Source organism: Nocardia seriolae NBRC 15557, from assembly GCF_007990715.1.
Taxonomy (GTDB): Bacteria; Actinomycetota; Actinomycetes; order Mycobacteriales; family Mycobacteriaceae; genus Nocardia; species Nocardia seriolae.
Map to the genome: position 1 here is coordinate 39,605 of NZ_BJWY01000009.1, position 13,879 is coordinate 53,483.

General features: G+C 70.1%; 14 protein-coding genes. 5 read left to right on the forward strand and 9 right to left on the reverse strand.

Annotated elements, in window-relative coordinates:
* Position 1: 1 nt before the first annotated feature.
* From NS2_RS04750 to NS2_RS04760, 3 genes are all read left to right on the forward strand, one after another.
* Entirely contained in the window at positions 2–316 is a 315-nt protein-coding gene (locus tag NS2_RS04750) for an RskA family anti-sigma factor (protein WP_228102516.1), read from the forward strand.
* Between the two features lie 150 nt (positions 317–466).
* Positions 467–694, forward strand: a complete 228-nt coding sequence (locus NS2_RS04755) for a hypothetical protein (protein WP_033086018.1) — start codon at positions 467–469, stop codon at positions 692–694.
* Between the two features lie 49 nt (positions 695–743).
* Entirely contained in the window at positions 744–1,724 is a 981-nt protein-coding gene (locus tag NS2_RS04760; protein ID WP_033086017.1) for a hypothetical protein, read from the forward strand.
* Between the two features lie 211 nt (positions 1,725–1,935).
* On the opposite strand, the gene groL is transcribed toward NS2_RS04760, so the two are convergent.
* Together groL and groES are read right to left on the reverse strand one after the other, a co-directional pair.
* Positions 1,936–3,543, reverse strand: coding sequence for a chaperonin GroEL (gene groL / locus NS2_RS04765; RefSeq protein ID WP_071344619.1), 1,608 nt, complete (start codon positions 3,541–3,543; stop codon positions 1,936–1,938).
* Positions 3,544–3,684: 141 nt separating this feature from the next.
* Entirely contained in the window at positions 3,685–3,987 is a 303-nt protein-coding gene (groES, locus tag NS2_RS04770) for a co-chaperone GroES (protein ID WP_033086015.1), read from the reverse strand.
* Between the two features lie 637 nt (positions 3,988–4,624).
* Between groES and NS2_RS04775 the strand changes: the two genes are divergently transcribed.
* A complete protein-coding gene (locus NS2_RS04775; protein WP_052086020.1) occupies positions 4,625–6,046 on the forward strand; it encodes a DUF7159 family protein in 1,422 nt (473 codons plus the stop codon).
* Positions 6,047–6,195: 149 nt separating this feature from the next.
* Here the strand turns inward: NS2_RS04775 and tsaD are convergent, their stop codons facing one another.
* The 6 genes from tsaD to dapA all read right to left on the reverse strand — a co-directional run bounded on the left by tsaD (position 6,196) and on the right by dapA (position 11,068).
* Entirely contained in the window at positions 6,196–7,227 is a 1,032-nt protein-coding gene (gene tsaD / locus NS2_RS04780) for a tRNA (adenosine(37)-N6)-threonylcarbamoyltransferase complex transferase subunit TsaD (RefSeq protein ID WP_033086014.1), read from the reverse strand.
* Positions 7,224–7,733 (reverse strand): ribosomal protein S18-alanine N-acetyltransferase, encoded by a 510-nt coding sequence (rimI, locus tag NS2_RS04785; protein ID WP_045436465.1) that lies wholly within the window; start codon positions 7,731–7,733, stop codon positions 7,224–7,226. Before rimI ends, tsaD begins: the two co-directional genes overlap by 4 nt.
* Positions 7,730–8,440 (reverse strand): tRNA (adenosine(37)-N6)-threonylcarbamoyltransferase complex dimerization subunit type 1 TsaB, encoded by a 711-nt coding sequence (gene tsaB / locus NS2_RS04790; protein WP_033086013.1) that lies wholly within the window; start codon positions 8,438–8,440, stop codon positions 7,730–7,732. Before tsaB ends, rimI begins: the two co-directional genes overlap by 4 nt.
* An 82-nt stretch (positions 8,441–8,522) precedes the next feature.
* Positions 8,523–9,005 carry a tRNA (adenosine(37)-N6)-threonylcarbamoyltransferase complex ATPase subunit type 1 TsaE gene (gene tsaE / locus NS2_RS04795; RefSeq protein ID WP_033086012.1) on the reverse strand — a complete coding sequence of 161 codons (483 nt, stop codon included), beginning with the start codon at positions 9,003–9,005 and terminating at the stop codon, positions 8,523–8,525.
* Positions 9,002–10,138, reverse strand: coding sequence for an alanine racemase (alr, locus tag NS2_RS04800; protein WP_045436468.1), 1,137 nt, complete (start codon positions 10,136–10,138; stop codon positions 9,002–9,004). Before alr ends, tsaE begins: the two co-directional genes overlap by 4 nt.
* A gap of 36 nt (positions 10,139–10,174) precedes the next feature.
* Complete coding sequence (gene dapA, locus NS2_RS04805) at positions 10,175–11,068, reverse strand: 4-hydroxy-tetrahydrodipicolinate synthase (protein WP_147207084.1); 894 nt, start codon at positions 11,066–11,068, stop codon at positions 10,175–10,177.
* 70 nt (positions 11,069–11,138) lie between these two features.
* Here dapA and NS2_RS04810 point away from each other — a divergent pair, with 70 nt between their 5' ends.
* Positions 11,139–12,062, forward strand: coding sequence for a LysR substrate-binding domain-containing protein (locus NS2_RS04810; RefSeq protein WP_147207085.1), 924 nt, complete (start codon positions 11,139–11,141; stop codon positions 12,060–12,062).
* Between the two features lie 143 nt (positions 12,063–12,205).
* Here the strand turns inward: NS2_RS04810 and NS2_RS04815 are convergent, their stop codons facing one another.
* Positions 12,206–13,738: an NAD(P)H-hydrate dehydratase gene (locus NS2_RS04815; protein WP_147207089.1), complete on the reverse strand. Its 1,533-nt coding sequence runs from the start codon at positions 13,736–13,738 to the stop codon at positions 12,206–12,208.
* Positions 13,739–13,879 lie beyond the last annotated feature (141 nt).

Consider the following 13,879-nt stretch of genomic DNA (forward strand, 5'->3'; position numbering starts at 1 on the left):
GATGAACGAAAGCCAGATCGATCTCGCGCACACTGTCGCGCTCGGATCGATCGGCGACGAAGATCAGCGCGCAGTGGCGGAAATATTGGATACCGACGATTCGGTACTGCGCGCCGCCTTCACCCAGGAAGTGCAGCAGACCCGAGAAGCGCTCGCCCTGGCCGCGACCGCGGCGGCGACCACCCCGCCCCCGGCCCTCCGCGACCGCCTTCTCGCCGCGATAGCTACAGACCAGGCTCCGCCGAACACGATTCACCACTCCCACACCACGTTCCACCACGGGAACGGGCGCTCCAGCCAGCCCGTGCGTGATTAGCCGCCTTTCGCTCGCATTCGAACCAGGTCGCCCGACCGGTTTCGGATGCGAGCTTTGCCGGTAACGACCACTTCCAGCCGGGCGATCCGACCCACAGAAGTCCGTGCGTGCCATGAGGATTCATGACGCCTCACGAACGGATCGTCCGGTTTGTATCTGCTCAGCCTCATCGTCCGCCCGTACCTGCGCACGGTCATGGGCGTGATCGCCGCCCTCACCCTGATCCTCGCGGGCCTCTGCCTCTTCGCGGATTCTTCCCCGCGCACCATGTGGGAACCCTCCCCCATCACCCCGCTCCCGGCGGTGTCGACGCCACTCGACTTCTATCGGCCCCCCTCGGAGCCATGCGCGGCACCGCCGGGTGCACTGTGCCAGTGAGGCCACTGATAGCGTGCGGCGGACGGATTCGGTTCAGGGGTTGGGCTTGATGGAATTGCGGGCACTGCGGGAATTCGTGCAGGGCGCGACGACGACCGCGGAGATCGAGTCGTTCACCTCGGGGCAGGGCATCCTGTTGCCCGGCGACGTGCGGAACGACATAGCGGAAGCGCAATCCGGGACCACGCCGTCGGAGCTGACCGCGGGCGTGGTGTCGCTGCGCAATCTCATGCCGGGCGGGGATCTGTTCCACACGTCGCTACTGACCCTGCTCTGCGGCACCATGGTCAAGCGCGGGGCCGACCCCGGCGCGGCCATCGACGCCACGCTGGACAATCTCGTCCGGCAGTTGGACGCGCTCGCCACCGGCCCGGACGAATCGACCCGCGCCGCAGCCCAACTGAGCATCCCGGCCGCCATGACCATGCTGGCCCGCTCCAAAGAGACTCGAAAGCGCTGGTACGAACGGTCCGAGATCATGGACCGGCTGGATCGATTGGAGGACGAGGAGCTCGTCCCGCTCTGGCTGCGCGACATCTTCACCCTCCACGACGACCTCGACCTGCTCGTCCTCGATCCGAAGAACCGCCGCGCCTTCGAATTCCGTCTGATCGGCGTGCGCGACCGCCTCTACCACTGCTACGCCCTGCTCCAGGACGCCCTGCTGCGCCACGTCGGTCCCGGCTACCTCGACGCCGAACCGGTGGACCCCTTGGCGGTCCGCTACGCCCGCAACGACCACCTCACCCACGCCGACCACGAGGCCGCCGCAACCCTTTCCGACCACCAGCGCTTCAACTTCGCCTACCCCGGCGTGGCCTTCATGCCCGGCTCCGGCTCCCCCGAGGAACTCCCGAAGCTCGACGGCAAACCCCTGCTCACCGTGGCCCCCAAGGGAATCCACTTCAACTGGCGGCCCTCCAACATGTACGGCGTCCTGCACACCGCCCTGCGATCCTCGGTCGAACTCACCCGAGAATTCCCCGCCGCCGAGGCCGAATCCCTCCTCACCCGCTGCGGCCTCGCCTGACCGGATCCCCGCACCCGGCGGTCTCCCACAGCCGCCGATGCGCCGCGCCCGCCGGTTCCACGCGCGCCCGCCGATGCGCCGGGGCAGCCCGATATTCCAGTGGCGCAATGCGGTCCGAAGCGCGGGTGTGGAAACGGCGAGGCCCCCGGACAGCTCGACTGTCCGGGGGCCCGAGTGACGTCGGCCGGAAGGCCGGGTCAGCGCGTCAACCTCAGTGCGAGTGACCGTGGTGGGCGTCGGCGGCCTCTTCGACCGGCTTGTCCACGATGGCGGACTCGGTGGTGAGCACCATGCGCGCGACCGAGGTGGCGTTCTCGACGGCCGAGCGGGTGACCTTGACCGGGTCGATGACGCCCTCGGCGACCAGGTCGCCGTAGGTGAGGGTGGCGGCGTTGAAGCCGTTCTTGCCCTCGGTCACCTTGGAGACCACGACCGCGCCGTCGACGCCCGCGTTGCTGGCGATCCAGAACAGCGGGGCCAGCAGGGCCTGGCGCACGACCTCGACGCCGACCGCCTCGTCGCCCGAGAGCGAGTCGCGCAGGGCACCGAGGGTGGCCGCTGCCTGCACCAGCGCGGTGCCGCCGCCGGGGACGATGCCCTCGGCGACCGCCGCCTTGGCGGAGGAGACGGCGTCCTCGACGCGGTACTTGCGCTCCTTGAGCTCGGTCTCGGTGGCCGCGCCGACCTTGATGACGGCGACGCCGCCGGCCAGCTTGGCCAGGCGCTCTTCCAGCTTCTCGCGGTCCCAGTCGGAGTCGGTGTTCTCGATCTCCTTGCGCAGCTGCGCAACCCGGCCGTCGATGTCGGCCTGGGTGCCGGCGCCCTCGACGATGGTGGTGTCGTCCTTGCCGACCACCACGCGCCGCGCCTTGCCCAGCACGTCCAGCCCGGCCTCGCGCAAGGTGATGCCCAGGTCCGGGTTGACCACGGTGCCGCCGGTGACGATGGCCAGGTCGTCCAGGAACGCCTTGCGGCGGTCACCGAAGAACGGGGCCTTCACCGCGACCACCTTGAGGGTCTTGCGGATCGCGTTGACCACCAGGGTCGACAGCGCCTCGCCGTCGACGTCCTCGGCGATGATCACGACCGGCTTGCCGGACTCCGCGATCTTCTCGAGCAGCGGCAGCAGCTCCGGCAGCGAGCTGATCTTCTCGCGGTTGAGCAGGATCCACGCGTCCTCGTAGACCGACTGCATGGTCTCCGGGTCGGTGACGAAGTACGGGGACAGGTAGCCCTTGTCGAACTGCACGCCCTCGGTGATGGCGACCTCGGTCTGCAGACCCGAGGACTCCTCGATGGTGACGACGCCGTCCTTGCCGACCTTGGTCAGCGCCTCGGCGACCAGCGCGCCGATCTCCTCGTCGCGCGAGGACACGGTGGCGACCTGCGCGATGGACTTCTCGCCGTTGACCGGGGTCGCGGCGGCGGCCAGGGCGGCGGCGACGGCCTCGGCGGCCTTGCTCATGCCCTTGCCCAGGGTCATCGGGTTCGCGCCCGCGGCAATGTTCTTCAGGCCGCCCTTGATGAGCGCCTGCGCCAGCACGGTGGCGGTGGTGGTGCCGTCACCGGCGACGTCGTTGGTCTTGGTGGCGACGCTCTTGACCAGCTGAGCGCCCAGGTTCTCGAACGGGTCCTCGAGGTCGATCTCGCGGGCGATGGTGACACCGTCGTTGGTGACGGTCGGGCCACCGAAGGCCTTGGCCAGCACCACGTGCCGGCCGCGCGGGCCGAGGGTGACCTTGACGGCGTCGGCGAGCTTGTCGACGCCGCGCTCCATAGCCCGGCGAGCCTTCTCGTCGAACTCGATCTGCTTTGCCATGTACCTACTCCTGAAATGAGTTGGGTCGGAACGCACTCCGCCCCGGGCCGATTGCTGTATTCGCAGCTGCGACTCCGGGGCGGTGTCTCTCGAAGGGGTTTCAGGGGGGAGCCCCCTGAGGCCCCGAGAGTTGGAGCGTTCCTACTTGGTGACGACGGCCAGCAGGTCGCGAGCCGAGAGGATCAGGTACTCCGAGCCGTTGTACTTGATCTCGGTGCCGCCGTACTTGCTGTAGATGACGACGTCGCCTTCCTTGACGTCCAGCGGAATCCGCTTCTCGCCGTCCTCGTCCCAGCGACCCGGGCCCACGGCGATAACGGTGCCCTCCTGGGGCTTCTCCTTCGCCGTGTCGGGGATGACCAGGCCGGAGGCGGTCGTCGTCTCGGCCTCGTTGGCCTGGACGAGGATCTTGTCCTCGAGCGGCTTGATGTTCACGCTCGCCACGTTGAGCCCTCCACTTTCAGGGGATTCTTCGCGCCCGGGGCTGTTCCCCGGGCTCACGGTTTCGGTCATGTCTAACCCTGCGCAATCGGCCCCGTCGTCGCGGGTGCCGGGACCCCTGCGTAGTAGTCATAAGCTGGCACCTGAGCACTAACCAGTGCCAACTAGCACTCTATACACGGGAGTGCCAGCGCTCAAGGGCAGGCACTGCTACGCGCAACTCCTCGTTACCCGTAACGCCGCTGGACACGGCGGTAACACCGCTGGACAGCACGACTCGCCGGTGCGACGGCCCGGGAATCTGAGGGCTTCCAAAGAAATCCGAAAATCTGTAACGTTCGGATAACGGATTGTGACACCATTGACGACGGCCGCGCGGCGGGATCGAATCGGTCGCATCACGTCACGCCGTCGACAGTCACACAACTGCTTCACCCCGCTATCCGCGCGGCAACCATCCGCGCGGGCTCGAGAAGAGAGCAAGACCGCAAGTGATCAGTGGCAGGTCCGGATGCCCCATCGGACAAGGTCCCGCCGCGATCCGTAGCTTCTCGGAAACGTCCGCAACCCATTGGGCGCGTCCGGAGTCCGTTCGAGATGGTCGTCTCCACCCGGACCATCCGCTCGAAGGGAGGTGAACATGCGAACATCCCTCGGCATCTCCGCCGGGAGCGAGGTGGTGTGCTCGGCAACGGTCGCCACCGCGCCCAACGGCGCCCAGAATTTCGACTACCGGGTCGTGACGGCCGATACCGCCCACTCCGATCTCGGCGATCTGGTTGCGTCCTCCATCGAGCTGATGACCACCCAGATCCCGCGCGACGCGGTGCACCCGGTCGGCGCGCACCCGGTCGCCCGGACCAACGGTCACCACGAACCCGAGTCCTCGGCCCCCGGCGACATCGCGGTCGCCTACCGGGACCGGGAACAGGCCCAGATCATCCGCTCGGCAATCGGCCGGCAACGCCACGGTGTGCATCTCATCCCGGAAAGCACCGCGGCCCTGGCCTATCTGCGGCACACCGGTCTGCTGGACCGCTGGGACACGGTCGCGGTCATCGATATCGGGGCCACCGGCACCACGGTCACCGTGGCCGATCACGCCGACGACACCGTGCTGCGCACCGAGCGCACCACCGCCATCAGCGGCAACGCCATCGACGAGCTGATCCTGCAGCACCTGCTGGACTGCCACCTGTCGCGTCGCGGCATCCGGCCCAACCGCGGCATCCTGCTCAATCGTTCACGCGCGGCCAAGGAGCACCTGTCGGTGGTTCCCGCGGTCACCATCGACCACGTGGCCGGGCAGCCGCTCAAGCTCACCCGGGTGGACTTCGAGGAGATCGTCGCCGACCTGCTACGCGAGCTGGCCGTGTTCGCGCGCACCGTCTTCGAGCGGGCCCCGAAGTTCCCGGAGGCGGTCGCGGTGATCGGCGGCGGCGCGAACGTGCCGATCATGGTGGTCGGGCTGGAGCGTCAGCTCGACGTGCCGGTGCTCACCGTGCCCGAGCCGGAGGCGGCCATCGCCAAGGGCGCTGCGCTGGTGGCGGATTCGACCACGTCGAGCGCGTTCCCGGTCATCGGGCTGGGCTCCGACGCGCCGATCGGCACCTTCACCAAGCTCGCGGGCACGCTGGCCGGGGCGGTGGTGGTGGTCGGTCTGATCGTCGGCTACGGGGTCAAGGAATTCGTGATCCCCGAACCGCAGAACACGCACTACACGCCCTCGACCACCGTTCCGCAGCAGCCGATTCCGACCTCGACGCCGTCGAACGGCCCGTCCAACGGCTCGACCGGACCGAGCGGCAACCGCACCACCACCGCGGTGGCACCGCCCCAATCCGGTTCGGCCACCGGCGTTCCCACCCTGCCCTCGGCCACCTCCATCCAGCAGCCCCCACTGCGCCCCGATCCGGATCTACCTCAGATCCCGTTCCCCGCCGACCTGCCCCGCCTGCTGGGCCCGCTGCTCGGCACGTCACTGCCGCCGATCGATCCGGAGACGAAGGTCCTGCCTTCGCCGCGCCTGACCCGCCTCCCCGAGCCTTCAGCGGCCGGCTGAGAGCCGTCGAGAATCCCACACCCGTGCCACCGGCCGGGTGCCGAAACAATGTTGGACGTACCCGGTGAGTTACCCCGATCGTCACGAAATCAGTTGTCGCGTTAGACATACGAAAATTCCCGCGGTTGGCGCTGCTTTCCGCCGCTGTCCTATAGGTAGCTGGTGGCGACCGAGAGGCCCGGGTCGGTGGCGACGGTGAGGGCGGAAGGCCTTGCGCCACCGGCGATCACGTGGGCGCCGAGGGTGGCGATCATGACGCCGTTGTCGGTGCACAGGCGCGGCTTGGGGACGCGCAGGGTGATTCCGGCCGCGGCGCAGCGTTCCTCGGCCATGGAGCGGATGCGGGAGTTGGCGGTCGCGCCGCCGCCGAGCACCAGGGTGTCCACGCCGACGTCCTGCGCGGCGCGCACGGCCTTCATGGTGAGCACATCGGCGACGGCTTCCTGGAAGGAGGCGGCGATATCCGGGATGGGCAGCTCGCGGCCTTCGCGTTGCGCCGCTTCGACATAGCGGGCGACCGCGGTCTTGAGACCGGAGAAGGAGAAGTCGTAGCGCGGGTCGCGGGGTCCGGTCATGCCGCGTGGGAAGGCGATGGCGTGCGGATCACCGTCGGCGGCAATGCCGTCCAGCACCGGGCCGCCCGGATAGCCGAGGCCGAGCAGGCGGGCCACTTTGTCGAAGGCCTCGCCCGCGGCGTCGTCGACGGTGCTGCCCAATTCGGTGATGGGGTGCGCGAGATCGGTGACCTGCAGCAGGTGGGTGTGGCCGCCGGAGACCAGCAGCGCGATCGCGGGGGGCATGGGCCCGTGTTCGAGGGTGTCCACGGCCACGTGCCCGCCCAGGTGGTTGAGCGCGTAGAAGGGGATATCCCAAGCCGCCGCATAGGCTTTCGCCGCCGCGACCCCGGCCAGCAGCGCACCGGCGAGACCCGGCCCGATGGTGACGGCCAGCGCGTCGGGCTTGCTGATTCCGGCCGCGGCCACCGCCCGGCGCATGGCGGGCACGATGGCCTCGAGGTGTGCGCGCGAGGCGATCTCGGGCACCACGCCGCCGAAGCAGGCGTGCTGGTCCACGCTGGAGGCGACCTCGTCGGCGAGCAATTCGCAAGAGCCGTCGGGCAATCGGCGCACGATGCCGACTCCCGTTTCGTCGCAGGAGCTTTCGATACCCATGACGATCATGACGAGACCTCGGCGTCGGTGGTGAATCCGTCCTGCGGGAACCCTGCCATGGCGGGACGCCGCATGGTGTACGCGTCGGCCCCGCTGGGCTGGTAGTAGTTCTTGCGCAGGCCGATGATGTGGAAGCCGTGCTTCTCGTAGAGCGTGATGGCGGGCGCGTTGTCGGTGCGGACCTCGAGGAACACCGGCCCGCCGCGGCGTCCGGCCTCCAGCAGCAGCGCCTCCAGCAGCAGTGTGCCGATGCCCAGCCGATGACAGACCGGGTCCACGCCGATGGTGTGCACCTCGGCCTCGGGGTGATCGTCGGTGCCCAGCAGCGCGATTCCGGCGTAGCCGACCATGCGGCCCGCGGCGTCGCGCGCGGTGATGTAGCGGTTGTGCGGTCCGGCCAGCTCCGACAGGAACGAAACCTCGTGCCAGGGATCGTCCTCCGGGAAGAGCACCTGCTCGAGTTCGGCGCAGCGGGTGACGTCCTCCGGCCGCATCGGTTCGATGCGGATGGTCATCGGCCCACCTGCGCGTAACTCTTGGCCACCGCGTCGGGGCGGCGCAGGTACAGCGGCACCAGCGGTTCGGGAGTCGCGCCGGACAGCAGTTCGGCGGCAGCGCAGCGCACCAGACCGGCGGGCGAGGGCGTCTCGACCGGCAGCACCGGCAGGTCGAAATAGTCGACGTGCGAGGCGGATCCGGCGATCAGGGTGGCGGCGGCCTGATCCAGCTCGGCGGGCTTGCTCACCTCCGGTCCCTCCACGCGCGCCAGGGTGAGGCCGTTGCCGGTGGCGCGGTAGCGGGCCCAGTACACCTCGCGGCGGCGGGCGTCGGTGACGACCAGCAGTTCGGTGGGTTCGGAGCTCTCGCGCAGATAGCTTTCGGTGTCGGCGGCAATGGCGTCGAGACTGCACACGCCGTACACCGGCACGCCGAGCGCATCGCCGAAGGCGGCGGCGGTGGCCATGCCGACGCGCAGCCCGGTGAACGGCCCGGGCCCGACGCCCGCGACGACCGCGGCGATATCGGCTCGGGAACGGCCGGATTCGGCCAGGCAAGCCAGGATCTGCGGGGTCAGCACCTCGTTGTGCGCGCGAGCGTCCACGGTCACCTTGGTGGTGATCGTGGTGATGTGCGGTGCGTCAGAGCCCGGTTGTGCCGGTTCCAGTTCCACCAGTCCCGCCGTGACTGCGGGGGTCGCGGTGTCGACAGCCAATATCAGCATGATTGCCCTTACGATACCGGGTGGTACAGCCCACTCGGCGTGGTGTCTGCCTGCGGGAACTTACTCGCGCATCAGTTCCGGCTCAGTTCGCCGATCGGTTGTCGCCGGATCCGGCGGATCGGTCCGCGGCGACCCACTCCCATTCGGCGGTGCGGACATCCGACTCGGGTTCGCGGCGCAGGCGCACCCGCAGGTGGCGGTCGGCCAGGTGTTCGGCCACGCCCAGACCCCATTCGACGACCACCACGGCGTGGTCCAGATCGGTATCCAGATCCAGAGCATCCAGTTCGTCGAGATCGCCGCCCAGGCGGTAGGCGTCCACGTGCACCATGCCCACCGCGCCCGGATGCGATCCGGCCCGATGCTGGCGGGCGATGATGAAAGTCGGTGAGCTGACCCGGCCTTCGACACCCAGGCCCGCCGCGATGCCGCGGGTGAGCGCGGTCTTGCCCGCGCCCAGCGGGCCGTCGAGAATGACCAGGTCGCCGGCCTGCAGCTGCCCGGCGAGTTCGCGGCCCAGCGCCTCGGTGTCCTCGACGGTGGCCAGCATGCGCTTGTCGGTCATCGGTTACCGCCCAGGTGAGTGCGGATCACGCGGCCGCGCGGGCCGCACACGATTTCGTAGTTGATGGTGCCGAGCGCGACGGCCCACTCGTCGGCGCGGGGGTGACCGGGCGCACCGCCGAACAGGATCGCGGTATCGCCCGCCCGGACGTCCGCGGCATTGTCGCCGAGGTCCACCACGATCTGGTCCATGCAGACCCGGCCGATCTGCGGGTGGCGTTCACCCCCGATCCAGACCGAGAACCGGCCGCCCAGCGGGCGCGGGACGCCGTCGGCGTAACCGGCCGGAACCAGGGCGACGGTGGTGTCGCGCTCGGCGACCCAGTCGTGGCCGTAGGACACGCCCTCACCCGCGGCGACCTTCTTGATGCGCAGTACCCGGGCGCGGAAGGTCATGGCCGGGCGCAGGCCGAAATCGGATAGCTCCGGAATCGGTGACAGGCCGTAGACGGCGATGCCGGGACGCACCATGTCGAAGGCCAGATCCGGACGGGTCAGTGCGGCAGCGGAATTCGCCAGGTGCACCAGTTCGGGCTCCAGGCCGTGCTGCTTCGCGGTGGCGATGAACTCCAGGAAGCGGCCGCGCTGCATGTCATTGACCGGATGCTGGGGCTCGTCGGCCAGCGCCAGGTGGGAGAAGATGGCGCGGAAACGGACCGTGCCGTCGGCGACCAGCTTCGCGAGCAGCTCGAGCACCTCGGGGAACTCCGTGCCCGGAATGCCATTGCGATTCAGGCCGGTGTCGACCTTCAGGGTGACGATGGCGGTGCGGTCCAGCCCGCGCGCGGCCGCGCCGACCGCCTCCAGCTCCGACAGCGTGGAAACGCCGAGTTCGATATCCGCGGCGATGGCGCTCGCGTAATCGGCATCGGAAGTATTGAGCCAGCACAGGATCGGCGCGGTGATGCCCGCCGCCCGCAGCTCCACAGCCTCGGCGATGGTGGTGGTCCCGATCTCACGAGCCCCGGCCGCCAGCGCCGCCCGCGCCACCTCGGCCGCCCCGTGGTTGTACCCGTCGGCCTTGACGACGACCATGACCGCGGCGTCTCCGGCATGCTCGGCCAGGATGCGCACATTGTGGGCGATGGCGTCCAGATCGACGAGAATTTCCACCTGGGGGTCGGGCGTGTTCACACGTCGATACTGCCATTTCGACCCGGGCGATCAGGATCACACCCGAATCGTGGCCCGCTCTCCGGGCAGAACCGCGAGCACCGCGGTCAATGCCTCGTTGCTTGCGGGGAGCAGTGGGAGGCGGACGTTCGGGGTGGGGATGCGGCCCTGGGCGGCCAGAACCGCCTTGACGACAACGGGATTGGGCTCGGTGAAGAGGGCCGCGGCCAGCGGGGCCAGGCGGTTGCCGAGTTCGCGGCCGCGGGGGAGGTCGCCGGTGCGCCAGGCGGTGACCAGATTCGCGTAGGCGGCGGGGGCGACATTCGCGCAGGCGAGGATCGCGCCCGAAGCGCCGAGTGCGAGCAGCGGGGCGGCGTAGAGATCGTCACCCGCCAGGATCGAGGTGTGGGCGGGGAGGCGGCTCAGGAAGGCGATGGTGGTGTCGTCGATGCCGCCCGCGGTGTATTTGAAACCCGCGATCTTCGGGAGTTCGGCCAGGCGGCACAGGGTTTCGGCGGTGAGGGTGCGGGCCGTGCGGTAGGGGATGTGGTAGATCAGCACCGGGACCGGGCTGGCGGCGGCGAGGGTCCGGAAGTGTTCCACCACACCGGCTTCGGAGGGGCGGTTGTAGTAGGGGACGACCGCGAGGGCGGCGGTGGCGCGGGGGTCGAGGGCGGCGAGGGTACGGGCGGAGTCGAGGGTGGCGTTGGAGCCCGCGCCGATGATCAGGGCGGCGTCGCGTTCGCGGCAGACCGTGGCGCAGATATCGATGACGCGGGCCTGCTCGGCGGGAGTGAGGGTGGTGGGTTCGCCGGTGGTGCCGAGTGCGACCAGGCCCGCCGCGCCCGCGTCGAGGACCTCGTGGGCGAGGGCTTCCAGGGCGTCGGCCGCGATCTCGTCGGCAGCCGTGAAGGGCGTGACCAGGGGCACGTACAAGCCGGTGAATGTCATGCCACCAGCCTGATCGCGACCATGCGTCAGGACCAGTTCACGTTTCTACCCGCGAGCGTAAGCTCAGCTGATGCTGGATGTCCGCCGCCTCCGCCTGCTCCGCGAACTCGCGCACCGGGGCACCATCGCCGCGGTCGCCGACGCGCTCACCTACACCCCCTCGGCCGTCTCCCAGCAGCTCACCGCCCTCGAACGCGAGGCCGGAACACCTCTGCTCGAACGCACCGGCCGCAGCGTCACCCTCACCCCCGCCGCCCTGCGCCTGGTCGAGCACACCGAAACCATCCTCGCCGTCCTGGAACAGGCCGCCGCCGAACTCGCCTCCGCCCGAACCGAACTCACCGGCACCCTCCGCATCGGCGCCTTCCCCACGGCCGTCCACACCATCCTCTCCCCTGCCCTGGTCACCCTCAGCCGCGACCATCCCCTCCTGGAACTCCTCGTCACCGAACTGGACCCGGCCGCCGCCCCCGCCGCCCTGCGCGCCGAAACCCTCGACATCGCCCTCCGCCAGGAATACGACTACGTCCCCCTGGCCCCGGAACCCGGCTTGGACTCCGAGCCGCTGTTCGAGGAGACGGTCCACCTGGCCACCCTGACGCAGACGGTCCACACCCGGGCCCCCACCGGCCGAGCCCACGCATCGGCCCCGGAACCACTTGCGGCGCATGCCGTTTCCCAGTGGATCGCCGGAACCCCCGGCACCCTCTGCCACGAGATGACCGTCCGGGCCTGTCTCGCAGCGGGATTCACCCCGCGTATCCGCCACCACGCCGACGACTTCGGCACCGTCCTCGCCCTGGTCGCGGCGGGCCAGGGTGTCGCGCTCGTACCCGACCTGGGCGCGCAGACGGTACCCGACGCGGTCGCCCTGACGCCGCTCCCGACCCGCCGCCGCACCCGCCTCGCCTACCGCCGCGGAACCGGCGAGCACCCGGTCATCGCCGCGGCCCGGACCGCCCTCCACACGGCCGCCGCCACCCCGCTGCCCTGATCCGGCTCGGCCGCAGCCATTTCGGCACTGTTCGCCGCCACCGGCCGATCCGATCCCGGCATACCGTCCGAGCACGACGAAGGCTCCGCGGAGCACCGAGCGGCGCAGAGCACGCCCGAAACGCAAGACGGCGCGCGAGCAGATCAGGTGGTGGCGAGTTCGCGGAGCGTGCCGATGGCGGCGCGGAGGTGGGAGAGCAAGGGGGAGGCGGAGATCGGGGCTCCGGCAGGGGTGTCGGCGTGGGCGGCGAGGTTGGCGGCGAGGGCGTGGGCGCGGGCGGCGGCCGCGGCGGCCCAGGCGGGGTGGGCACCGTGGGCGAGGAGCGCCGCGATGACGCCGGACAGGACGTCGCCGGAGCCCGCGGTGGCGGCCCAGGAGCCGCCCGCCTCATTGACGACGGTCGGGAAGCCGGGGCTGGCGATGAGGGTGGCGCGCCCCTTCAGAAGGACTGTGACCTGCCAGGATTCGGCGATTTTACGGACGGCGGCGACGCGGTCGGGTCCCGGTTCGGAGCCGGTCAGGCGGGCGAATTCACCGGCGTGCGGGGTGAGGACGGTGGGAGCCGCGCGGCCGGTCACCAGGCTCGGGTCGGCGGCGAGCAGGGTGAGGCCGTCAGCGTCGACCACGACCGGCAGGTCGGTGGCCAGGATTTCGGCGAGGCGGTCGCGCGCGGCGGTGTCGGTGCCCGCGCCGGGGCCGAATACCCAGGACTGGACGCGGCCGGTGGCGGAGATGGATTCGGCGGCAATCACTTCCGGGAAATGGGCGAGGACCTGGGGTGCGCCGGTGCCCGCGTAGCGGACCATGCCGGAGGTGGCGGCGATCGCGCCGCCGGTGCACAGCACCGCCGCGCCGGGATAGGTGGCGCTGCCCGCGCAGACTCCGGTGACGCCCTGGGTGTACTTGTCGTCGGACGGACCGGGGACCGGCCAGCCCGCGCCGATCGAACTCGGTTCCAGCGCAACCAGACTCGCGGAGGACAGCCGTAATCCGATGGGCACCAGCTCGACTCGCCCACAGTACGGCGCGGCCAGGGCGAGCACCGGCTTGGCCGCGCCGAAGGTGACGGTGACATCGGCGGTGACGGCTGGACCGGTGACGGCCCCGGTGTCCGGGTCGACGCCACTGGGCAGGTCGACGGCGATGATCGGACAGCGCACGCCCGCAACCACTTCCGCGGCGACCGGGCGCAGCGGCCCGCGGCCGGAGATGCCGACGATGCCGTCCACCACCAGGTCCGGATCGCTTAGCAGTTCGCGAACCGGCCAAGGCACATCCAGGCTGGTGTACATGTGGATGAATTCCCCCGGAGGCATCCGGTCCGGGCGGAGTTCGTCGGTGGACGCGGGGGCGTTCACCACGCGGCCGCCCGTGCGGCGCAGCGCGGCCAGCCCCGCCGCATGGGCGCGCTCGGGCGAGAGCAGGATCGCGCGCACCGCGACCCCGCGGCGGCGCAGGAACGAGCCCGCCCACAGCGCGTCGCCGCCATTGTCGCCGGAGCCGACCAGCAGCGTCACCGCGCGCCCGGCCACTCCCCCCGTGCGTTCGCGCAGTTCCCGCGCCACCACGTCGGCGAGTCCGAAGGCGGCGCGCCGCATGGGCATTCCGGCGGGGACGCGGGTGAAGAGCTCGGCCTCGGCGGCCCGTACTTCGTCGGCCGTGTAGTAGTCGGTCACCGCCGGTGCGGTCATCGTTCGCCTCCCGGGACTGGTCTCGGCGGAGCGCTGCGCGGAGATATCGGCATCTCGGCCCCGAACCTGCCTGCGCTTGTGGAGGCTACGCCTGCCGGATCACGGCGCAGGTCAGGGCGGGTGCCC

Bases quoted from the DNA above. Each gene is read 5' to 3' on its own strand.
- NS2_RS04750 (WP_228102516.1), top strand. From the start codon at position 2: ATGAACGAAAGCCAGATCGATCTCGCGCACACTGTCGCGCTCGGATCG.
- NS2_RS04760 (WP_033086017.1), top strand. From the start codon at position 744: ATGGAATTGCGGGCACTGCGGGAATTCGTGCAGGGCGCGACGACGACC.
- groL (WP_071344619.1), bottom strand. From the start codon at position 3,543: ATGGCAAAGCAGATCGAGTTCGACGAGAAGGCTCGCCGGGCTATGGAG.
- NS2_RS04775 (WP_052086020.1), top strand. From the start codon at position 4,625: ATGCGAACATCCCTCGGCATCTCCGCCGGGAGCGAGGTGGTGTGCTCG.
- tsaD (WP_033086014.1), bottom strand. From the start codon at position 7,227: ATGATCGTCATGGGTATCGAAAGCTCCTGCGACGAAACGGGAGTCGGC.
- rimI (WP_045436465.1), bottom strand. From the start codon at position 7,733: ATGACCATCCGCATCGAACCGATGCGGCCGGAGGACGTCACCCGCTGC.
- tsaB (WP_033086013.1), bottom strand. From the start codon at position 8,440: ATGCTGATATTGGCTGTCGACACCGCGACCCCCGCAGTCACGGCGGGA.
- tsaE (WP_033086012.1), bottom strand. From the start codon at position 9,005: ATGACCGACAAGCGCATGCTGGCCACCGTCGAGGACACCGAGGCGCTG.
- dapA (WP_147207084.1), bottom strand. From the start codon at position 11,068: ATGACATTCACCGGCTTGTACGTGCCCCTGGTCACGCCCTTCACGGCT.
- NS2_RS04810 (WP_147207085.1), top strand. From the start codon at position 11,139: ATGCTGGATGTCCGCCGCCTCCGCCTGCTCCGCGAACTCGCGCACCGG.